The sequence below is a fragment of the Neotabrizicola paludis genome (genome assembly GCF_044142105.1).
In the GTDB taxonomy this organism is placed as follows: domain Bacteria; phylum Pseudomonadota; class Alphaproteobacteria; order Rhodobacterales; family Rhodobacteraceae; genus Pseudogemmobacter.
In genome coordinates this window covers 238,326-258,865 of record NZ_JBGTYM010000004.1, presented here as the reverse complement: position 1 = coordinate 258,865, position 20,540 = coordinate 238,326, and the positions used below count along the sequence as shown (strand labels likewise).

Genomic DNA, 20,540 nt, shown 5'->3' with positions numbered 1-20,540 from the left:
GGGGGCGGCGTCCTGGCCCGGCAAGGCTCCTTGCCCCGTCCTTTGGGGCAGGGACCCTCCGCGGGTGACACCGCCCGCGGCGTCGCGCCGGGCCGCTCTCAAGTCTCGCCCGCGCGGTCTTCCCGCAGCGCTTTGCGGCCGCAGCGGGGGAATCCGCTTGACCTTTCCCAGCCCGTTCTGTTGAAGACCGCTGATCCTTTCCTAGCCGCGGCGGTGGTCCTGATGGACGAGAACAACAACAAGAACCTGATCCTTGCCACTGTGCTCAGCTTTCTTGTCATCACGGTCTGGTTCATTCTCTTCCCCCCGCCGGAACCTGCTGCCCCCGATCTGACCCAGACCCCGGCCGAGGCGACAGCCGGTTCCGGCCAGACCACGGCGCCGCCCGCGGGCGAGGCCGCTGCAACCACGCAAGAGGTCGCTCCGGTCCCCGAGGCCGCAAGGCTGACCATCGACACGCCGGAACTCACCGGCTCGATCTCGATGCGCGGTGGCCGTCTCGACGACCTGTCGCTGAAATCCTATCACGAGACACTTGCCGCCAATTCGCCGGACGTCCGGGTCTTCACCCCGGTCGGCCAGGGCCAGGCCTATTACGCCCTGTTCGGCTGGGCGCCTTCGGGCAGCCTGACGGCCGAGGACGTGCCGGGCCCGAACACCGAATGGCAGATCGCCAAGGGCGCAACCCTGCGCCCCGGCGAGCCGGTGACGCTGGCCTGGGACAATGGCAAGGGTCAACGCTTCACGCGTGAGATCTCGGTCGATGACAAGTTCATGTTCACTGTCACCGACAAGGTCGAAAACACCGGCACCGGCGACGTGACCCTGCGCCCCTACGGCCTGATCGCCCGCCACGGCACGCCGTCGAACCTTCAGCACATCTTCGTGGTGCATGAGGGTGTGGTTGGCCGCGCCGATGGCAAGCTGACCGAGATCAAATACAAGGACATCATGGGCCTCGACCCGATCGAGGGCGAGGGCCATCCGGGCGAGAAGGTCGAAGCCGCCAACGATGGCTGGATCGGCTTTACTGACCATTACTGGATGTCGATCCTGGTGCCGGAACAGGGCAAGCCCTATACCGAAGTGCTGAAGCACGTCCCGAATGGCGACATCTTCCAGACAGAGGTCCGTCATCCGACCGTGACCGTGGCCCCCGGCCAATCGTCCTCGACCACGACCCGCGTCTTCGCGGGCGCCAAGGAATGGGAGACGATCCGCAACTACCAGAATGACGCGGGCATCCCGGGGTTCATCGATTCGATCGACTGGGGCTGGTTCTACTTCCTGACCAAGCCGATCTTCTCGGTCCTGCACTGGCTGCACGGATTGATCGGCAATATGGGCCTCGCCATCATCGCGCTGACTTTCGTGCTCAAGGTCCTGGTTCTGCCGCTGGCCTATAAATCCTACGTCTCGATGGCGCGGATGAAGGAACTGCAACCCGAGATGGAAGCGCTCAAGGAACGCGCGGGCGAGGATAAGCAAAAGCTGCAACGCGAGATGATGCAGCTTTACAAGGACAAGAAGGTCAATCCGGCAGCCGGCTGTCTGCCGATCCTGATCCAGATCCCGATCTTCTTCTCGCTCTACAAGGTCATCTTCGTCACGCTGGAGCTGCGTCAGGCGCCGTTCTTCGGCTGGCTCAAGGATCTGTCGCAGCCCGACCCGTCCTCGCTGTACAACCTCTTCGGTCTGCTGCCCTGGGATGCGCCCGCAGCCGGCACGCTCTTGCATCTGATCTTCATCGGCGTGCTGCCGATCCTCTTGGGCATCACCATGTGGTTGCAGCAAAAGCTGAACCCGGCGCCCACCGATCCGGTGCAGGCCTCGATCTTCGCCTGGATGCCCTGGGTGTTCATGTTCATGCTGGGCGGCTTCGCCTCGGGTCTGGTTGTCTACTGGATCACCAACAACACGATCACCTTCGTTCAGCAGTACCTGATCATGCGCAGCCACGGCCACAAGCCCGACCTCTTCGGCAATATCAAATCGGGGTTCAAGAAAAAGCCTGCCGCGGTCGCCGCCAACAGCGACGCCGCCCCCAAAGGCAAGGGCAAGTGAGCGCGCAGGTCGCCCATCTGGTGCGGCACCCGGTCAAGTCGGCCGGCTATGAGATGCTGCCTGCCGCCCGCCTGACCGCGGGCGCGGCCTTCCCCTTCGACCGGCTCTGGGCCGTGGCGCATGCCGCCGCGCGCCTGCCCGATCCGCTGGCTTGGGCGCCCAAGCTGCAATTCCTGCGCGGCTGGGCCTCTCCCGCGCTGATGGCGATCTCCTGCAAGTCGGATACGGAAGCGGGCCGGATCACCCTGTCGCATCCCCAGCGCCCGACCGAGAGCTTCCGCCCCGATGATCCCGCCGATGCCGCGCGGCTGATCGATTGGCTGTGCCCGCTCTGGCCGGAAAACCGCCCCGAGCCCGCACGCGTGATCCGCGTGCCGGGGCAGGCATTGACCGATCAGTCCGAGCCGCTGATCTCGATCAACTCCACCGCGTCTCTGGCCGAGTTGTCGGAACGCATGGGGCTTGCCCTCTCGCCGCATCGCTTCCGCGGCAATATCTGGGTCGAAGGCTGGGCGCCCCTGGCCGAGCTGGGCCTCATCGGGCGCGAGATCACCATTGGCACGGCCGTGCTGCGCGTGGAAGCGCCGATCGGTCGCTGCCGCGCCACCGGCGCCGACCCCCAGACTGGCGTGCAGGATGCTGATACGCTCGCCGCGCTTGAGACGGCGTATGGCCATCACGATTTTGGCGTTTTCGCCCGGGTGATCCGCTCGGGGGATGTGGCGCTGGGCGATGGGGTCACCGCATGACCCTTGCCTTCACCCTTGCCCCAGAACCCGAGGATGCCGAACGCGAGGCCGGCCGGCTCCTTTTCGCGGGCCCGGTCGATTTCGTGAAGGGCGTCACCGCGATGGCGGCGCTGCCGCCGGCCGACCGGATCGAGATCTGTTTCGCGGGCCGCTCGAACGTGGGCAAATCCAGCCTGATCAACGCGCTGACCACCCGCAAGAACCTTGCGCGCAGCTCCAACACGCCGGGCCGGACGCAAGAGATCAACTATTTCGCGCTGGGCGACAGCCGCTACATGGTCGACCTGCCGGGCTATGGCTATGCCGAAGCGCCGGTGGCCGTCGTGGCAAAATGGCAGGCGCTTCTGAAGCAATATCTCTCGGGCCGCGCGACCCTGCGCCGCGCCTTCGTGCTGATCGACACGCGCCATGGCGTGAAGGCGGTCGATGAGGAAATCCTGACGCTTCTCGACCGATCTGCCGTCACCTTCCAGGTGGTGATGACCAAGGCCGACAAGGTCAACAAGGCCACGCGCGACGCCAATATCGCCCAGACCATCGAGGCGCTGAAAAAACACCCGGCCGCTTTCCCGGAACTGGTCGTCACCTCGTCGGAAAAGGGCGAGGGGATCGAGACGCTGCGGGCGCTGATCGCCGCTCTGGTCTGACCGCCGACCCGGATCGGGGCTGGCATCCCGGCGCGACCTGCGGCAGATTGCCGCCAAGGAGCCGCCGATGCCACAGACCGCGCAGCACAATGTTACCCAGCCCGCGCAATCCCCGCTCGCCCCGCTGCGCCATCCGAATTTCCGGCTGATCTGGACCGCGACCACTGTCTCGAACCTTGGATCGCTGATCCAGGGTGTCGGCGCCTCGTGGAAAATGGCGGAACTGACGCCGTCTGAGGCGATGGTCGCGCTGGTGCAGGCCTCGACCACGCTGCCGATCATGGTGCTGGCCATCGCCGCCGGGGCCATCGCCGACAATTTCGACCGCCGCAAGGTCATGCTGATTGCGCAATGCTTCATGCTGGTCGTCTCGGTCGCGCTGTCGCTGGCCGCCTGGTTCGACCTTCTGAACCCGATCAGCCTTCTGGCCTTCACCTTCTGCCTGGGTCTGGGCGGGGCGTTGAACCTGCCTTCTTGGCAGGCCTCGATGCGCGATCTGGTGCCACGCGACGACCTGCCCGCAGCGATCACGCTGAACTCGATGAGCTTCAACCTGATGCGCTCGGTCGGACCGGCGCTGGGCGGGATCATCGTCGCCTCGCTGGGCGCGGCGGCGGCCTTTGGCCTGAATGCGATCAGCTATCTTGCGGTGATCTATGCCCTGATCCGCTGGCGTCCCGCATATGAGGAACGCCTCTTGCCGGCCGAGGCGCTTGGCCCCGCGATCTGGGCCGGGCTGCGCTATGTCAGCCTCTCGCCCAACCTGGTCCGGGTCATGGCGCGCGCACTGATGTTCGGCTTTGCCGCCGTGGCGGTGATGGCGCTTCTGCCGGTCATCACCCGCGACCAATTGGGCGGCGACGCCACGACCTTCGGCCTGACCCTGGGGGCGTTCGGTCTGGGCGCCCTTGGCGGCGCGCTGGTCAGCCCCACCGTCCGCCGCGCTTTGACCATCGAGAAGATCGTCGCAGGCGGCTGCCTGTGCTTTGCCGCCGGGACCGCGCTTCTGGGCCTGGCGACCAGCCTTCTTGCCGCTGTGCCGGGGCTGATGCTGTCCGGTGCGGCCTGGGTTCTGGTGCTGTCGCATTTCAACGTCTCGACCCAGCTTGCCGCGCCGCGTTGGGTGGTGGGGCGGGCCTTGGCCATCTATCAGACCATGGCCTTCGGGGGCATGGCGGTCGGTGCCTGGGTCTGGGGCTTCGTCTCTGAGCAGGCGTCAATTCCGACGGCGCTCTATGCGGCGGCCGTGATGCTTTTGGTCACCGCAATTGTCGGGCTGGTCTTGCCGATGCCCAACCTCAACGACGTGAACCTCGACCCCGCCAACCGATTCAATGCCCCGGCCCTCCGGCTGGACCTGCGGGCGCGATCTGGCCCGATCATGGTGATGATCGACTGGGATATCCCGCCCGAGAACACCCAGGCCTTCCTGCGGCTGATGGCGTCACGCCGCAGTTTCCGGCGGCGCGACGGGGCCCGGCAATGGGTGCTGATGCGCGACCTGGAAAACCCCGACATCTGGGTCGAAAGCTATCATGTCGCGACCTGGACCGAATATCTGCGGCACAATCACCGCCGCACCGAGAATGATGCCGCCAACACCGATGAATTGATGAAACTGCATCGCGGCCCCGGTCGCCCGCATGTTCACCGCATGATCGAACGCCATGCCGTGCCGCTGCGCGATGACCTGCCGCCTCTCGACCCGCCCGCCGAGTGATCAGACATGCTGGGCGCCGTTGACCTCGATCTCGGCGCCCGAGATGTAGCTCGACTGGTCCGAACACAGGAACCAGATCACATCCGCCACTTCACGCGGCTGGCCCAGCCGCTGCAATGGCAGCTTCTCGACGATCTTGTCGGTGCCGGGCGACAGGATCGCCGTCTCCACCTCGCCCGGCGCAATGGCATTGACCCGCACGCCCAGCGGGCCGAAATCATGCGCCATCTCGCGCGTCAGCGCCGCGAGCGCCGCCTTTGAGGTGGCATAGGCCGCCCCCGCGAAAGGATGCACCCGCGATCCGGCGATCGAGGTGACATTCACCACGCTGCCCTTCGCCGCCGCCAGCTCATCCTTCAGCCCGCGGGCAAGAATCACGCTCGAGAAAAAGTTGACATGAAAGACATGGCCCCAGGTCCGCAGGTCGGTCTCCAGCGTGTTCAGCCGCGCCCCGCCCGGACCCTTGGGGCTGATTCCCGCATTGTTGACCAGCGCATGCAGCCGCCCCTGCACCTTGTCCTTGATCGTGGCGATGGCCGCGATGGTGCGGTTCGGATCGGCGAGGTCGATCTGGATATGGTTCGCCTCTCCTCCCGGCCAGGGACAGCGCGGGTCAAAGGGCTGGCGCGAACAGGTCAGCACCCGCCAGCCCTCGGCGGAAAAGCGTTTGACGGTGGCATGGCCGATCCCGCGCGAGGCGCCGGTCAGGACTAGAGTCTTTGTCTCGCTCATCGCGCATCTCCGGCTTGGCGGGGCGCAGCCTAAACCGCGCCAGACCGAAGGCAAGGCTTGGCAGGTGGGGAGAAAAGCCTTATGCGGCAAATACGTTCGGAGGACCCGATGAAGCAGCAGACCCTGACCATGCAGAACGCCCAGAACACCGCCAAGATGCTTTCCGAAGCCCTTCCCTATCTGCAACGCTTCTCGGGTGCGGTGGTGGTGGTCAAGTTCGGTGGCAATGCCATGGGCGACGATGCCGCCATGGCGGAATTCGCCCGCGACATCGTGCTGATGAAGCAGGTCGGCGTGCATCCGGTGGTGGTGCATGGCGGCGGGCCGATGATCAACGAGATGCTGGTCAAGCTGGGGATCAAGTCGGAATTCGTGCGCGGCAAGCGGGTGACCGACAAGGCCACCGTGGAAGTGGTCGAGATGGTGCTCTCGGGCCTTGTCAACAAGCGCATCGTGCAGGCGATCATGGATGCCGGCGGCCGCGCCGTGGGCATTTCGGGCAAGGATGACGACCTGATGGTCTGCGAGGCCGATGACCCGGAACTGGGTTATGTCGGCCGCCCGATCGAGATGAACGTCCAGGTGCTGCGCGACCTTTACAATGCGGGGATCATCCCGGTCGTCGCGCCGGTCGCGACGGGCATGAAGGACAATGAGACCTTCAACGTCAATGGCGACACGGCGGCGGGCGCCATCGCCGGGGCCTTGCAGGCTGACCGCCTGCTGCTTTTGACCGATGTGCCCGGGGTAAAGAATGCCGCGGGAGAGGTGATGACCCAGCTGACCCCTGACGAGATCCGCGCCATGACCGAATCGGGCGTGATCTCGGGGGGTATGATCCCCAAGACCGAAACCGCTCTGGCCGCGATCGAAGCGGGCACCCGCGCCGTGACAATCCTGGATGGCCGGATCCCCAATGCCTGCCTGATTGAGCTCTTCACCGATCACGGCGCGGGCAGCCAGATCCGCACCACCGAGCCGCGGGTCAAGCCGCGCATCCGCCGCTAGCCCCGCAACCTTGGTCGCCCTGCCCGAGATCGAAGCCGCCCTTGCCGCGCATCATCTGGCGTTGTTGGGCGGCTTTGCCGTCGATCCGGGCGACGAGGACTTTCCCAGCGGCACGCGGACGCTGCTGCTGATCGGTCCGGGCGGCCCCGGCTATTGGCCGCATCTGAAGGCGCAGTCGGAATGGGACGGCGCGCCTGATCCGGTTGACCGCTGGTCGCGCCGGGTGATCGGGCGGCTGGCCTGTGATCTGGGCGGCAAGGCGCTGTTCCCCTTTGGCGGGCCGCCGCACCGGCCCTTCTTCTCTTGGGCGCTGCGCTCGGGGCGCTGCTGGCAAAGCCCGGTGCGGCTTTTGGTGCATGACCGGCAGGGATTGTGGATCAGCTTTCGCGGGGCGCTCGCGCTGCGCACGGTGCTGGATCTGCCCTCTGCGCCCAACCCTTGTGAAAGCTGCGCCGCGAAGCCCTGCCTGACCGCCTGCCCGCCGGGCGCGCTGGGGGCGGCGGGCTATGATGTGCCGGCCTGCCACGCTTTCCTGAATCGCGAGGAAGGGGGCGATTGCCTGACCGGCGGCTGTCTTGTGCGCCGCGCTTGCCCGGTCTCGGCCTCCTATGCAAGGATGCCGGAACAATCCGCCTATCACATGGGGCTGTTCCACAGATGAAGCGTTTGATCCTCACCCGGCACGCGAAATCCTCATGGGACGATCCGATGACGCCGGACCATGACAGGCCGCTGAACGATCGCGGCAAGGCCGCCGCCGCCGATCTGGGGCAATGGCTGGCCAGCCGCGGCTATGTGCCGGAAGAGGTGCTCTGCTCTGACAGCCTGCGCACCCGCAAGACCTTTTCGGGGATCGCCCCCGCGCTGACCGGCGCGCCGGCCCTGGAGCTGAAGCCCGCGCTTTATCATGCCGGGCCGGATGTGATGATGGCCGTGCTGCGCCATGCCAAGGCCGATACGGTGATGATGATCGGCCACAACCCGGGCATCGCCGAATTTGCCCATCGTCTGGTCTCAAAGACCCCGATGACCGGCGAATTCACCCGCTATCCCACCGGGGCGACGCTGGTGGTGGATTTCGCCATCGAAAGCTGGGCCGATGTGGCCTTTGGTCAGGGCGTGACGGTGGATTTCGTCGTCCCGCGCGAGATTGCCGCCTGACCTGTCCCACGCAGGGACAGGCGCGGCGAATAAACAATTTCAAGGACTTGACCAGCACGAGTTAACGTTTTGTTAACCTGGGCTCCTACCAGGCGCAGACCGAGGCGCTGTCATTGACCCAGCATGCATCGTCGCGGCGCAGTTTGCCCAGCGGGTCATGCGCGTGCTGGGCGCCGGGCGTGCCGTTCCAGTAGCCATCGGCCTCTCCCCTGCCGGTCACCAGCACATAGGCGAAGAACTGCCCGTCCAGCCCGGCGATGGTGAAAGAGCCGTCGGCATCCAGCGGCGTGAAGGTGCAGCGCCCGCCGATCAGCTTTTGGTCGCCCACGATTAGCAGGCACTCGGCCGGGCGCGGCACGTCAATCTCGGCCCGCGCCGCCGGGGCGAGGGCCGCGAGGGCCAGCGTGACAGCCAGCCCCCGCCGCAAGGTCAATGCCCGAGGATCTGCGACAGGAACAGCTTGGTCCGTTCGCTCTGCGGGTTCGAGAAGAACTCCTTGGGCGCGTTCTGTTCGACGATCTGGCCCTGATCCATGAAGATCACCCGGTTCGCCACCGCCTGGGCAAAGCCCATTTCATGGGTGACGCAAAGCATGGTCATGCCTTCCTCGGCCAGCTCGATCATGGTGTCGAGCACTTCCTTGATCATCTCGGGGTCAAGGGCCGAGGTCGGTTCGTCGAAGAGCATGATCCGCGGCTTCATGCACAGGGACCGCGCGATGGCGACGCGCTGCTGCTGGCCGCCCGACAGTTGGCCGGGATATTTGTTGGCCTGTTCCGGGATCTTGACCTTGCGCAGGAAGTGCATGGCCGTTTCCTCGGCTTCCTTCTTCGGCACCTTGCGCACCCAGATCGGCGCGAGGGTGCAGTTTTCCAGGATGGTCAGATGCGGAAAGAGATTGAAGTGCTGGAACACCATCCCGACTTCGGAGCGGACCTTGTCGATGTTCTTGATGTCATTGGTCAGTTCCGTGCCATCGACGATGATCTGGCCCTGCTGATGTTCCTCGAGCCGGTTGATGCAGCGGATCAGCGTCGATTTTCCCGAGCCCGAGGGGCCGCAGATGACGATGCGTTCGCCGCGCATGACGGTCATGTTGATGTCGCGCAGAACGTGGAACGTGCCGTACCACTTGTTCATGCCCGTGATCTGGATCGCGACCTCGTCCGAGACCTGCATTTTTGCTGCTTCTGCCATGATGTGCCCCTAGCGGTGGTCGGTCTTCAGCTTGCGCTCGAGATACATCGAGTAGCGCGACATGCTGAAGCAGATGATGAAGAAGATGGCGCCGACAAAGATGTAGGGCTCCCAATAGATGCCCTTCCACGCGATATCGGCGCGAACGATCTGGGTGATGCCCTTCAGCGGGTCCATAAGGCCCACGAAGGCGACGAGCGTCGTGTCCTTGAACAGGCCGATGAAGGTGGACACGATCGAGGGGATACTGATCTTCAGCGCCTGCGGCAGGATGATCAGCCGCTGCGCCCGCCAGTAATCCAGCCCCAGCGCATCCGCCGCCTCATACTGTCCGCGCGGCAGGGCCGCGAGGCCGCCCCGGATCACCTCGGCCAGATAGGCGGCGGCGAACAGCGTGACCAGGATGATGACGCGCAGGATGATGTCGAAATTCGTCCCCGGCGGCAGGAAGTACTGCAAGAGAAGCGAGGCGGTGAAGAGCAGCGTGATCAGCGGCACGCCGCGGATGAACTCGATGAAGCCCACGCAGAGCGTCTTGACGATCAGCATGTCCGACTGACGGCCGAGCGCCAGCAGGATGCCGATCGGCAAGGAGAAGGTGATCGCGGTGACGCCGATGGTGATCGCCAGCAGCAGCCCGCCGAACTGATCCGAGGCAACGGCAGTCAGGCCCCAGGGCAGGGCGCGGCCCACACTGCCCATCACCGGACCGGCGACGAAGAGCCACCACAGGATCGCCGCCACGATGCCGATGCCCACGGCGACCGCTGGTCCGGCGAGGCCCGACAGCGCCCGGAACACCAGCGCACCGATCACGAACCCCAGGATCGCGCTGATCGGTGTCCAGATCGGGCCGCCCCACAGCAGCCAGAAGCACAGCGCCGGGAACAGCACGGTGAACCACAGCAGCTTGCCCGGTTGTACCTGCGACAGGGCCAGAAGCCCCGCCACGAGCAGCACCGCCAGCGCGAATGGCACCGCAGGCGCCTGCGCCAGCCACAGCGTGATCACCACATAGATCAGCACAGCCGCCAGGATGTTGCGCAGCTTGCCCTTCTGCCCGGCGAACAGCACCGGCGCCAAGGCCGCGAACAGCAGGCCCAGCGTCAGGATCGGCCGCCACCACAGCGCGGGCGGGTAGAAGCCGAAAATCCATTGATACCAGCGCTGATGCACCACGGCCCAGCAGGCGCCTGTGGCCCCTGGCCCCGCATTCTCGGCGACGATCGCGCGGCATTCCGACAGGGAATTGGCGTTCCAGACCGAGTTCAGCCACCAGGGCAGGGCCGAAGAGACCAGATAGTAGATTACCAGAAGGCCAAGCACGGTCAGGACGGTGTTGAGCCAGGTAGAGAACAGGTTTTCGCGCAACCATTTCACCGCCCCGGATTCGCGCGCGGGCGGCGCGATCGGCGGCAGCATGGTGTCGCGGACGAAGGTGACGGTCTGGGCGTGTGTATCGCTCATCTCAACGCGCCTTCAACTGGACGGACTTGTTGTAGAAGTTCATCACCGACGAGATCAGCAGGCTGATGGTCAGGTAGATGAGCATCATCAGGAGCATGCATTCCAGCTCTCGTCCGGTCTGGTTCAGCGTGATGCCGCCCAGCGTGCCGCGCAGGTCAAGATAGCTGACTGCGATCCCCAGCGAGGTGTTCTTGGTCAGGTTCAGATACTGGCTGATCAGCGGCGGGATGATGACCCGCAGCGCCTGCGGCAGGATCACCAGATTCATCGTGCGGCCCGGACGCAGGCCCAGGGCATAGGAGGCCTCGGTCTGGCCGCGGCTGATGGCAAGGATGCCGGCGCGGACGATCTCGGCGATGAAGGCGGCCGTGTAGAGCGAGAGCGCGATCAGAAGCGCGGTGAAACTGTGCGCGACCAGAATGCCGCCCGCGAAGTTGAAGCCCTTCAGCTCGGGGATTTCCCAGTGCAGGCCCAGGGCGGTGGACAAAAGGATCACCGGCAGGAACAGGACCGCCAGCGATTTCCACCAGGTGGTCGGGCGCAGGCCGGTTGCTTGCTGTTTGGCGGTGGCGTCGGCCTTGATGCGGCGCCAGGCCCAGATCGACCCGCCGACGACCAGCACATAGGCGAGGAGGGTGAGGTTGAGCGAGAAGGGCCCCAGATCGACCGTGCCGAGCCCGCGCACGAAAAGGGGCGAGGGCACGTTGGTGCCGCGATTGGTCACCGCCACCGTGTCGAACAGGATCATTGAGGCGGCGGGGGCCTCGCCTGCGGCGGTCATCTCATCCGTTACCCGGAAATCGCGCGGCTGCGGCGTGGTCTCGGACAGGATGACATAGGAAAGAAGGATCCACAGCAAGAGGGGTATGTTGCGGAACATCTCGACATAGACGGTCATGATCCGGCTGACGAGCCAGTTGTTCGACAGGCGCAGGATGCCCACGAAGACGCCGATGATCGTGGCGAGGATGCAGCCCAGGATCGCGACGACCAGCGTGTTGATCAGCCCGACGAGAAGGGCGCGGAAATGCGTGCTGTCATTGGTATAGGGGATAAGCTGCTGGCCGATGTCATAGCCAGCGCGCTGCCAGAGGAAGCCGAAGTTGAACTCTTTCCCCCGCGCCGCAAGGTTCTGGGCGGTGTTGTTCAACAGCCAGGCGATGAACAACCCGAACAGGATCAGGACGAAGACCTGAATGGTGATCGCCCGGTAGCGGGTATCGTAAATGAGCATTGAGAGCCGAAAGGTGTCTTTCGGCACATCTGCGGCCAAGGCCATGTGCATTCCCCTGTCATCTGCGCGTCTTTGTTATGGTTTCGCGCTGGTCGTCTTGTTGGATGCCGGGTTTCCCGGTCATCGGTCCACGGGCCTTCACCCCGCGGGATGGAAAAGGGGGCGCCCGTTCAGGCGCCCCCGGTCATTCGATCAGCGGAAGGGCGGGGCGTATTGCAGGCCGCCCTGGGTCCACAGCGCGTTCAGGCCGCGGGCCAGGTTGATCGTGGTGCCTTCGCCGATATTGGCCGAGAAGATTTCGCCATAGTTGCCGACGGCGGCGATGGCGTTCTTGAAGGCATCATTCGGCAGGCCGATCTTGGCGCCCATGTCGCCCGACACACCCAGAAGGCGCTTCACTTCTTCATCGGCCGAGGACGCGGCGACTTCGGCCACATTGGCCTTGGTCACACCCTTCTCTTCGGCGATCAGCAGGGCGTAATAGGTCCAGCGGACCACATCGCCCCAGTTGTTGTCGCCATGACGGACCACCGGCCCGAGCGGCTCTTTCGAGATGATCTCGGGCAGGATGACGTGGTTGTCGGCATCCGGCATGGTCGCGCGGCTGGCGGCCAGGCCCGAAGCGTCGGTCGTGTAGGCGTCGCAAGCGCCGGCCAGATATTGGCGCTGGGCTTCCGAGTCGTCGGCCACGGTGACGGGCTGGTAGCTGATGTTGTTCTGCTTGAAGAAGTCGGCAAGGTTCAGTTCGGTCGTGGTGCCGGTCTGGATGCAGACGGTGGCGCCATCGAGTTCCTTGGCCGAAGAGACGCCGAGGTCCTTCTTCACCATGAAGCCCTGGCCGTCATAGTAGTTCACCGCCACGAAATCGAGCGCCAGCTCGGTATCGCGCGAGAAGGTCCAGGTCGAGTTGCGGATCAGAACGTCCACTTCGCCCGATTGCAGCGCGGTGAAACGGGTCTCGCCGGTGGTCGGGACGAATTTCACCTTGGTCGGGTCGCCGAAGATCGCGGCAGCAAGGGCGCGGCAGAGGTCGACGTCGAAGCCGGTCCAGTTGCCATTCGCGTCGGGGGTGCCGAAGCCGGTCAGGCCAGTGTTCGAGCCGCAGATCAGCTCGCCCCGAGCCTTCACGTCATCAAGCGTGCCTGCCGAGGCGGCACCCGCGAGCAGCGTCGTGGCCGCAAGGGCGCCGAGGAATGCGGATTTTTTCATTCTTACCTCTTCCTGAGTTTTCCGCCGCGACTTTGCCGTCCGGCGGTGTTGGTTTTGCCTGCCAAAAGGCAGGGGTGGTTGGAAAGTTCGCCTCCCCCACTATCGGGCAGTCTCCGCGAAAGCGCTTTGAGTGGTCAAGAGCGGATCGGGGCAAGAAGGGAAAACGCCCAATTTCGCAGCAAAGTCCGCAAATTGGGCAGGTTTGGCGAAAGCCTTGTTTCACCCTGCCGTGAGGGGACGCAAGATTGTTACCGGCACAATGCCCAGAATCGGTGCGCCTCGAGGAAGGCAGCCTTGCGCCGGGCGGTGGTTTCGGCGGCTTCTTCGTCCTGGCCCCAGAGCTCGGCCTGCCAGTCTTCATCGATTCGCGAGGCGGCCCAGGCGGCCTCTGGATCCAGCCTGCCCTTCAGCACGGCAAGCGCCAGGACCAGCGAGCCTGAAATGGCGACAAGGTCATGAAAAGCCGCCAGTTCAAAGTCGGTCAGCGTGTCAACATGCCCGGCCAGCCGCGTAAGGCTCGTCTCGGGTTGGGCGATCGGCTGCACCCCTTTTGTCACTGTCAGCGCGGCGCCAAGATCGGTCGCCGCCCAGGTGATCAGCGGGTCCCAGGCGGCGGTTTCGCGGGCGACCAGCGCCTCGGGCGCCTCGGCGCGATAACACAGCAGATCCGACCCGCCATAGGCCACGATCAGCGCCTGCACTTCGGCGCGCTGCGGACCGATCTTGTCGATCGCCGAATGGGCGGCGCGGGCGGCGGGCATGGTTTCGGGCCGGATCGCGCCTTCCTGCGCGTCCCATTCGGCGGCGACGGCCTGGGCCATCGCCAGCGTCGGCAGGATGAGTGGCGCTTTGGCCGGGGTTTTCACCGCCCGCCCGTCCAGCCGGACGGTGAAACCGCCCTCAACACCTTCGACCGTGGCCGCTTTCCAGAACCGCTTCGCTGTCCAGCCGCTCATGACCTTGCCTTACTTGAACACTTCGAACGGATCGGCGGGAACATCGTCTTCCTTCCAGTCCAGCGCCTTCCAGGTCCGCTGCATATGTTCGGGCAAGGGTGCAGTGAAGGTCATCACCTTCTTCAGGATCGGATGTTCGATCGCAATCGAGCGCGCATGGAGATGCAGCTTCTTCGACAGATCGCCGCCGATCCCCGCGCCCCAGCCATCGCCCTGATTGTCGGCCTCGCCACCGCCATACTTGCCATCGCCCAGGATCGGGTGGCCGATCTCGGCCATATGGGCGCGAAGCTGGTGGGTGCGGCCGGTCACCGGTTCAAGCGCCATCCAGGACAGGCGGCTGCCCAGGAACCAGAGGGTGAAGTAATCGGTCTGCGCCCGCTTGGCGTCGGGGTGGTCCTTGGCCTTGGCGGGATGGATGCAGACCATCTTCTCGCCCTCGCCGCCGCGTCCCCGGCCTGCGGCTTTCTCAAGGAAGAACTTGATCGAGCCCTTGCGCGGATGCGGCACGCCCGCGACGACCGCCCAGTAGATCTTGCGCGCCGCGCGGTGGCGCAGGCTTTCCGACAGGGCGCGGGCCACCCGGTCGGTGCGGGCCAAGAGCAGGATGCCCGAAGTGTCCTTGTCCAGCCGGTGCACCAGCTTGGGCCGGTCCTTGTAGCCGAATTTCAGCGCCTCGGTCAGCCCGTCGACATGACGCTCGCCCAGGCCCGATCCGCCTTGCGACGGCAGGCCGGGCGGCTTGTTCAGGACGATCATATGCTCGTCCTTCCACAGGACGGCCGCCTGGATCATCTTGGCATCCGCCGCGTTCACGCCCTCGACCCGGGGTCGTTCGGGCGCCTCGGCATCGGGCAGAGGCGGCACGCGCACGGTCTGGCCCGGCGCCACGCGGTCGCTGGCCTTGGCGCGGCCGCCCTCGACCCGCAATTGCCCGGTGCGGCACATCTTTTCGACGGCGCCTTGAGTAATCTGCGGGAAGCGGCGTTTCAGCCAGCGGTCAAGGCGCTGTTCGCCCTCATCCTCGGTGATGGTCAGAAGCTGGACGCCGCTCATGCGAAGACCCCGCGAAACAGGTGAAGCGCGGCGACGATGGCCGCGAGGGAAAGGACGAAAGAACCCGCGACATAGGCGGCGGCAAGAAGGGTCTGGCCGCGCTCCCACAGGGTGATCGCGTCCAGCGAGAAGGCCGAGAACGTGGTGAAGCCGCCCAAGATGCCGGTCATCAGGAAGGGGGCAAGGCGGGTTGCGTCCTTGTGGGCCAGAACGACGACCAGAAGGCCCATGAGGAAGGACCCGACCACATTCACCGTCAGCGTGGCCCAGGGGAAGCCCGTGCCAAGCCAGCGGCCAAGGCCGATATTCACCAGATAGCGCGACGAAGCGCCGATGGCGCCGCCGGCGGCGACCTGCAAGAGAGTGGGAAGGCTCAGGGACATGGATGTCTCTTGGCGCGCGGGGAAGGGGGAGTCAACCGGCGGGCTTGTCGTCGCAAGGATGGTCTGGCGGGTGCCGGCTCAGGTCATGCGCCGGATCGGCCCCCGGCACCGGATCATAGCCATGTCCGCCCCAGGGGTGGCAGCGGCAGATCCTATGCGCGGCCAGCCAGCCGCCCTTCAGCCCGCCATGCCGCTGCAGCGCCTCCATCGCATAGGCCGAACAGGTCGGCTGATAGCGGCAGCCATGACCGACCCAAGGGCTCAGGAACAGGCGATAGGCCCGCACCGGCAGGGCGACGATCTGGGCAAGGGGGGTCATTTGCGCGGCCCCTTTGCAGGGGCATGGACCGAGCGCAGCGCCTCTTCGATGTCGCGCAGAAGCTCGGCGAAGGGCCGGGCGATGGTGGCTTTGGGCCGGGCGATCAGAACATAGTCCCAGCCCGGCCTTGCCGCGCGCGCCAGAACCTCGCGCGCGGCCGCCCGCAAGCGCCGCTTGGCGCGGTTGCGGGCCACGGCATTGCCGATCTTCTTTGACGCGGTGAAGCCCACCCGCACCAGCGTCGTCTCATCCCGGCGGTCGCGCGCCTGGACAAGACAGGAGGCCGTGCCCTGACGCCGCGCCGAGGCGGCCTTCAGGAAATCGGGGCGATTCTGCAGGGTTTCCAGCACAAGCGGCCCGGCGGGCGCCGGACAAACGGAAACCGCCGGGGGCGCGTCGGGCGCTTCGGCGATGTGCCTGTCACCCTGTGCCACCGGCGGCGTCATGCGCAACTCCTCCCCCGGAGGGGGAAAAGAGATCAGGCCGACAGGACCTTGCGGCCCTTGGCGCGGCGCGCGGCCAGCACCAGACGGCCGCCCTTGGTGGCCATGCGGGCGCGGAACCCGTGGCGACGCTTGCGGACCAGGTTCGAAGGTTGGTAGGTGCGCTTCATCGCGGCTCTCCATCGGATCGGGGCCCGAACCCGGTGAAGGATTCGAAGGCTACGGAACTTGAAGCCCGCCCTTTAGGGGCAAGGCAGAGAAGTGTCAACGCATCTGGCGGGGAAAGCGGCGAAGAAATCGCGCCTGCGTCGCGAGATAGCGCCGCGCGGTCAATCCGGCGTGACCATCGCCTTGTCCGGTGTAAGGTTTCGCTCATTCTGGCCGAAACCCAGATAAGCCCCTGTTACCGGACCCGCCCCATGCTGCGCCGCCTGCCCATCCTTCTGATCCTGCTGGCTGCGGCGCTGGGCGCCTTTTTCCTGCGCGACCATCTGTCCTTCGCCGCGCTGGCCCGGCACCGCGAGGTGCTTTTGGCCTTTCGCGACGCGCATCCGCTGGCAGCCCCCCTTGCTTTCATCGCCACCTATGCCGCCCTTGTCGCCTTGTCCCTGCCTGGCGCTCTGGTGGCGACGCTGACCGGCGGCTTTCTTTTTGGCCTTTTCCCCGGCACGCTTTACAACATCTCCGCCGCAACCATCGGGGCGGTGATCGTCTTCCTGGCCGCCCGCGCCGGATTCGGGGCCGATCTGGCGCGCCGGGCCGAGGAAAAGGGCGGCAAGCCCGCAAGGCTGATGCAGGGGCTGCGCGAGAATGAATGGTCATTCCTGTTGCTGATGCGGCTTGTCCCCGCCGTGCCCTTCTTTCTGGCGAATCTCGCCGCCGCCGCCACCGGCGCAAGGCTGGACCGTTTCGTGATCTCGACCTTCCTGGGCATCATTCCCGGCGCGCTGGTCTATACTTCGGTCGGTGCCGGGCTGTCCGAGGTCTTCGCGCGCGGCGAAAGCCCCGATCTGGGCGTCATCTTCTCGCCCCCCGTCCTTCTGCCGCTGCTGGGCCTCGCCGCCCTGTCTGCGCTGCCGATCCTATTGAAAACCCTTCGCAAGAGAGGCCCCGCATGAGCCGGATCGATACGGATATCTGCGTCATCGGCGCGGGGTCGGGGGGGCTCTCCGTCGCGGCCGGGGCAGTGCAGATGGGCGCGCGGGTGGTGCTGGTCGAAGCAGGCGATATGGGTGGCGATTGCCTGAACACGGGCTGCGTGCCGTCGAAGGCGCTGATCGCCGCCGCCGCCGCCGCGCAGGCCCAAAGGCGCGGCTTTCGCGGCGTCGCTGCGGCGAAGCCGCAGATCGACTTCGCCGCAGTGAAGGACCATGTGGCCGATGTCATCGCCGAAATCGCGCCCTTCGACAGCCAAGAGCGGTTCGAAGACCTGGGATGTACCGTGATCCGCGCCTTTGCGCGCTTCACCGCGCCCGACACGGTGCAGGCGGGCGACAGCACGATCCGCGCCCGCCGCTTTGTCATCGCGACCGGCAGCCGCCCCTTCGTGCCGCCGATCATGGGCGTGGAGACGGTGCCTTACCTGACCAATGAAACCATCTTCGCCCTGCGCGACCGCCCAGACCACCTGCTGGTGATCGGCGGCGGGCCGATCGGGATGGAGATGGCGCAGGCGCATCGCCGCCTTGGCTGCGCCGTCACCGTGATTGAGGGCGACCGGGCGCTGGGCCGGGAAGACCCCGAGATGGCCGCGCCCGTGCTGGCCGCGCTGCGCGACGAGGGGATCACGATCCGCGAAGGGCAGGCGGTGGTCCGGCTGTCCGGCGGTGAAGGCGCGGTCGAGGTGACGCTCTCCGATGGCAGCAGCATCGCCGGCAGCCATGTCCTGATGGCGGTGGGCCGCAAGGTCGCGCTGGACGGAATGGGACTTGAGGCGGCGAAGATCGCCTTTGACCGCAAGGGGGTGACGGTGGATGACCGTCTCCGCTCGACCACCAATCGCCGGGTCTTTGCGGTGGGCGATGCGGCGGGGGGGCTGCAATTCACCCATGTCGCGGGCTATCACGCCGGCATCGTGGTGCGGCAGGCAGTGCTGGGCCTGCCCGCCCGAGCGCGCCGCGACCATTTCCCGCGCGCCACCTATACCGACCCCGAACTGGCCCAGATCGGCCTGACCGAAGCCGAGGCGCGGGCAGCCCATGGCGACCGGCTCCATGTGATCCGCCTGGACCTGTCGCAGAATGACCGCGCCGTGGCGCAGGGCCGCAAGGCGGGCCTTTTGAAGCTGATGGTGGTCCGGGGCCGCGCGGTGGGCGTCTCGATCACCGGGCCACAGGCGGGCGAGCTGATCGGCCTCTGGGCGATGCCGATCACGAAAGGGCTGAAACTTTCTGTAATAACAGGCATCGTCCTGCCCTATCCAACCCTGTCCGAGCTTTCGAAACGTGCGGCAGGTGCCTATTTTTCTCCACAGCTCTTTGGTAATCCATGGGTGAAGCGGGTGGTCCGCCTGGTGCAGCGCCTGCTGCCCTGAACGGCCGCCCCGCAGGCAGGGCAGGGCGTCGGTGCAGGAACAGGTGCAGCAAGCGGGCTTGGGGTCCTTCTTCAGGACGCTCTCGGGGCGCTTCCTTCTGTTGACTCTTGTCTTCGTCCTGCTGGCCGAAGTCTTGATCTTCGTGCCCTCGATCGCCCGCTTCCGTGCCGATTTCCTGCTGGAGAAGCTGAAGCAGGCGCAGATCGCCGCGCTGGTGCAACTTGCCTCGGACGAAATGATCAGCCCCGAGCTTGAGGCCGAGCTTTTGCGCAATGCCGAGGTGTTCAACGTCGTGCTGCGGCGCGACGAAGTGCGCCAGCTTGTCCTGTCTTCGCCGGTGCCAAAACCGATCGAGGATGACTTCGACCTGCGCACCGCCGGACCCTGGGCGCTGATCAAGGATGCGATCAAGGTCATGATCACCCCCGAGGACCGCATCATCCGCGTGATCGGCAATCCGGTGCAGGAAGGCGGCCAGCTGATCGAAGTCACCCTGTCGACCAAGCCGCTGCGCAAGGCGATGCTGGCCTATGCCAGCCGCATCCTGGGGATTTCGGTGTTGATCTCGGCGGTGACGGCGGTTCTGCTGTTCCTTGCGGTGCAGCGGCTGATGGTCGGGCCGATCCGCCGCGTGGTGCGCCATATGCAACTCTATGCCGAAGCGCCCGAAGATGCGCGCCGCGTCATCGCCCCCAGCACGCATGTGGTCGAATTGCGCCAGGCCGAGGAGGCGCTGGCTTCGATGCAGACCCAGCTGACCGGCGCGTTGAAACAGAAGGAACGGCTGGCGCAGCTTGGTGGCGCCGTGGCGCGGATCAGCCATGACCTGCGCAACATACTGACTTCCGCCCAGCTTTTCGCCGACCGGATCGAAGGCTCGGCAGACCCGGCCGTGGCCAAGGCCGCGCCCAAGCTTCTGGGTTCGATCACCCGGGCGGTGAACCTCTGCGAGGCGACGCTGGCCTTCGGCAAGGCCGAAGAGCCGCCGCCGCGCCTGACCCGCTTCGCCTTTGCCGATCTGGCCGCCGAAGTGACCGAGGCCGAGGGGCTGGCGGGCGAGGGCATGGTGACCTGCCTGATCGATTGCACACCGGGCCTGACGATCTGGGCCGACCGTGAGCAGCTGTTCCGCGTCTTGTCGAACCTGATCCGCAACGCCCGTCAGGCGATCGAAGCGACGGGCGCGCCGGGCACGATCGAGATCGGCGCGGGCGAGGATGCCACCGAATGGCGCATCCGCGTTGGCGATACGGGACCGGGCCTGCCGGTAAAGGCGCGCGAACATCTGTTCGCGGCCTTCCAGGGCGGTGCGCGCAAGGGCGGCACGGGGCTTGGACTGGCCATCGCGGCCGAACTGGTGCGCGGCCATGGCGGGCGGCTTGAACTGGTGCGCAGCGACAGCGACGGCACGGAATTCGCCATCCACCTGCCGCGCGGCGGCTTGGCCGAGGCGGGGTGACGCAAAACGGGGGGTGCAGAAAATTCCCTGCGCCTGACCCGACGATTGCCCTTGCAAACCCCCGGCACCCCCGCTAAATCGCCCCCCACGACGGACCCGTAGCTCAGCTGGATAGAGCATCAGACTACGAATCTGAGGGTCGGGCGTTCGAATCGCTCCGGGTCCGCCATTTCCCCTGAAATATCTGCCAGCCACATGGCTTC

Annotated in this window: 22 protein-coding genes and 1 tRNA gene; 11 read left to right on the top strand and 12 right to left on the bottom strand. The window is 65.7% G+C overall.

The features are described 5' to 3' along the window. Nucleotides 1-222 precede the first annotated feature (222 nt). The 4 genes from yidC to ACED67_RS11655 all read left to right on the top strand — a co-directional run bounded on the left by yidC (nt 223) and on the right by ACED67_RS11655 (nt 5,180). Nucleotides 223-2,064, top strand: coding sequence for a membrane protein insertase YidC (gene yidC / locus ACED67_RS11670; protein WP_395541790.1), 1,842 nt, complete (start codon nt 223-225; stop codon nt 2,062-2,064). After that, nucleotides 2,061-2,813, top strand: coding sequence for an MOSC domain-containing protein (locus tag ACED67_RS11665; protein WP_395541789.1), 753 nt, complete (start codon nt 2,061-2,063; stop codon nt 2,811-2,813). Before yidC ends, ACED67_RS11665 begins: the two co-directional genes overlap by 4 nt. Then, nucleotides 2,810-3,460, top strand: a complete 651-nt coding sequence (yihA, locus tag ACED67_RS11660) for a ribosome biogenesis GTP-binding protein YihA/YsxC (protein ID WP_395541788.1) — start codon at nt 2,810-2,812, stop codon at nt 3,458-3,460. Before ACED67_RS11665 ends, yihA begins: the two co-directional genes overlap by 4 nt. A gap of 67 nt (nt 3,461-3,527) precedes the next feature. After that, on the top strand, nt 3,528-5,180 hold the full coding sequence (locus ACED67_RS11655) for an MFS transporter (RefSeq protein ID WP_395541787.1): 1,653 nt from the start codon (nt 3,528-3,530) through the stop codon (nt 5,178-5,180). Here the strand turns inward: ACED67_RS11655 and ACED67_RS11650 are convergent, their stop codons facing one another. Then, a complete protein-coding gene (locus tag ACED67_RS11650; protein WP_395541786.1) occupies nt 5,181-5,912 on the bottom strand; it encodes an SDR family NAD(P)-dependent oxidoreductase in 732 nt (243 codons plus the stop codon). Nucleotides 5,913-6,041: 129 nt separating this feature from the next. On the opposite strand from ACED67_RS11650, the gene argB reads away from it, so the two are divergent. From argB to ACED67_RS11635, 3 genes are read left to right on the top strand one after another with little or no spacing between them, the layout of a single operon-like run. Then, on the top strand, nt 6,042-6,920 hold the full coding sequence (gene argB, locus ACED67_RS11645; protein WP_395541878.1) for an acetylglutamate kinase: 879 nt from the start codon (nt 6,042-6,044) through the stop codon (nt 6,918-6,920). Between the two features lie 10 nt (nt 6,921-6,930). Then, a complete protein-coding gene (locus ACED67_RS11640; RefSeq protein ID WP_395541785.1) occupies nt 6,931-7,581 on the top strand; it encodes a ferredoxin in 651 nt (216 codons plus the stop codon). Beyond that, nucleotides 7,578-8,081, top strand: a complete 504-nt coding sequence (locus tag ACED67_RS11635; RefSeq protein ID WP_395541784.1) for a SixA phosphatase family protein — start codon at nt 7,578-7,580, stop codon at nt 8,079-8,081. Before ACED67_RS11640 ends, ACED67_RS11635 begins: the two co-directional genes overlap by 4 nt. 85 nt (nt 8,082-8,166) lie before the next feature. Here the strand turns inward: ACED67_RS11635 and ACED67_RS11630 are convergent, their stop codons facing one another. From ACED67_RS11630 to rpmH, 11 genes are all read right to left on the bottom strand, one after another. Beyond that, nucleotides 8,167-8,508 (bottom strand): hypothetical protein, encoded by a 342-nt coding sequence (locus ACED67_RS11630; RefSeq protein WP_395541783.1) that lies wholly within the window; start codon nt 8,506-8,508, stop codon nt 8,167-8,169. Between the two features lie 2 nt (nt 8,509-8,510). Continuing rightward, on the bottom strand, nt 8,511-9,278 hold the full coding sequence (locus tag ACED67_RS11625; protein ID WP_395541782.1) for an amino acid ABC transporter ATP-binding protein: 768 nt from the start codon (nt 9,276-9,278) through the stop codon (nt 8,511-8,513). A 9-nt stretch (nt 9,279-9,287) separates the two neighbouring features. Next, nucleotides 9,288-10,745 carry an amino acid ABC transporter permease gene (locus ACED67_RS11620; RefSeq protein WP_395541781.1) on the bottom strand — a complete coding sequence of 486 codons (1,458 nt, stop codon included), beginning with the start codon at nt 10,743-10,745 and terminating at the stop codon, nt 9,288-9,290. A gap of 1 nt (nt 10,746) precedes the next feature. After that, entirely contained in the window at nt 10,747-12,024 is a 1,278-nt protein-coding gene (locus tag ACED67_RS11615; protein ID WP_395541780.1) for an amino acid ABC transporter permease, read from the bottom strand. Nucleotides 12,025-12,171: 147 nt separating this feature from the next. Then, nucleotides 12,172-13,188: an amino acid ABC transporter substrate-binding protein gene (locus ACED67_RS11610; protein WP_395541779.1), complete on the bottom strand. Its 1,017-nt coding sequence runs from the start codon at nt 13,186-13,188 to the stop codon at nt 12,172-12,174. 248 nt (nt 13,189-13,436) lie between these two features. Then, nucleotides 13,437-14,144, bottom strand: a complete 708-nt coding sequence (locus ACED67_RS11605) for an ATP12 family chaperone protein (RefSeq protein WP_395541778.1) — start codon at nt 14,142-14,144, stop codon at nt 13,437-13,439. A gap of 9 nt (nt 14,145-14,153) precedes the next feature. After that, nucleotides 14,154-15,200: an RluA family pseudouridine synthase gene (locus ACED67_RS11600; protein ID WP_395541777.1), complete on the bottom strand. Its 1,047-nt coding sequence runs from the start codon at nt 15,198-15,200 to the stop codon at nt 14,154-14,156. Next, nucleotides 15,197-15,583, bottom strand: coding sequence for a fluoride efflux transporter CrcB (gene crcB / locus ACED67_RS11595; RefSeq protein ID WP_395541776.1), 387 nt, complete (start codon nt 15,581-15,583; stop codon nt 15,197-15,199). The genes ACED67_RS11600 and crcB overlap by 4 nt, the downstream gene beginning before the upstream one ends. Before the next feature lie 31 nt (nt 15,584-15,614). Beyond that, entirely contained in the window at nt 15,615-15,902 is a 288-nt protein-coding gene (gene yidD, locus ACED67_RS11590) for a membrane protein insertion efficiency factor YidD (protein WP_395541775.1), read from the bottom strand. Next, nucleotides 15,899-16,348 carry a ribonuclease P protein component gene (rnpA, locus tag ACED67_RS11585; protein ID WP_395541774.1) on the bottom strand — a complete coding sequence of 150 codons (450 nt, stop codon included), beginning with the start codon at nt 16,346-16,348 and terminating at the stop codon, nt 15,899-15,901. The genes yidD and rnpA overlap by 4 nt, the downstream gene beginning before the upstream one ends. A 32-nt stretch (nt 16,349-16,380) precedes the next feature. Continuing rightward, entirely contained in the window at nt 16,381-16,515 is a 135-nt protein-coding gene (rpmH, locus tag ACED67_RS11580) for a 50S ribosomal protein L34 (RefSeq protein WP_225027814.1), read from the bottom strand. Nucleotides 16,516-16,764: 249 nt separating this feature from the next. Here rpmH and ACED67_RS11575 point away from each other — a divergent pair, with 249 nt between their 5' ends. The 4 genes from ACED67_RS11575 (at nt 16,765) to ACED67_RS11560 (ending at nt 20,506) form a co-directional block, all read left to right on the top strand. Then, complete coding sequence (locus ACED67_RS11575) at nt 16,765-17,463, top strand: TVP38/TMEM64 family protein (protein ID WP_395541773.1); 699 nt, start codon at nt 16,765-16,767, stop codon at nt 17,461-17,463. Next, entirely contained in the window at nt 17,460-18,878 is a 1,419-nt protein-coding gene (locus ACED67_RS11570; RefSeq protein WP_395541772.1) for a dihydrolipoyl dehydrogenase family protein, read from the top strand. Before ACED67_RS11575 ends, ACED67_RS11570 begins: the two co-directional genes overlap by 4 nt. A gap of 100 nt (nt 18,879-18,978) precedes the next feature. Continuing rightward, nucleotides 18,979-20,337, top strand: coding sequence for a sensor histidine kinase (locus ACED67_RS11565; RefSeq protein ID WP_395541771.1), 1,359 nt, complete (start codon nt 18,979-18,981; stop codon nt 20,335-20,337). Between the two features lie 92 nt (nt 20,338-20,429). After that, nucleotides 20,430-20,506 (top strand) — tRNA-Arg (locus ACED67_RS11560). The last annotated feature ends 34 nt before the right edge of the window (nt 20,507-20,540 follow it).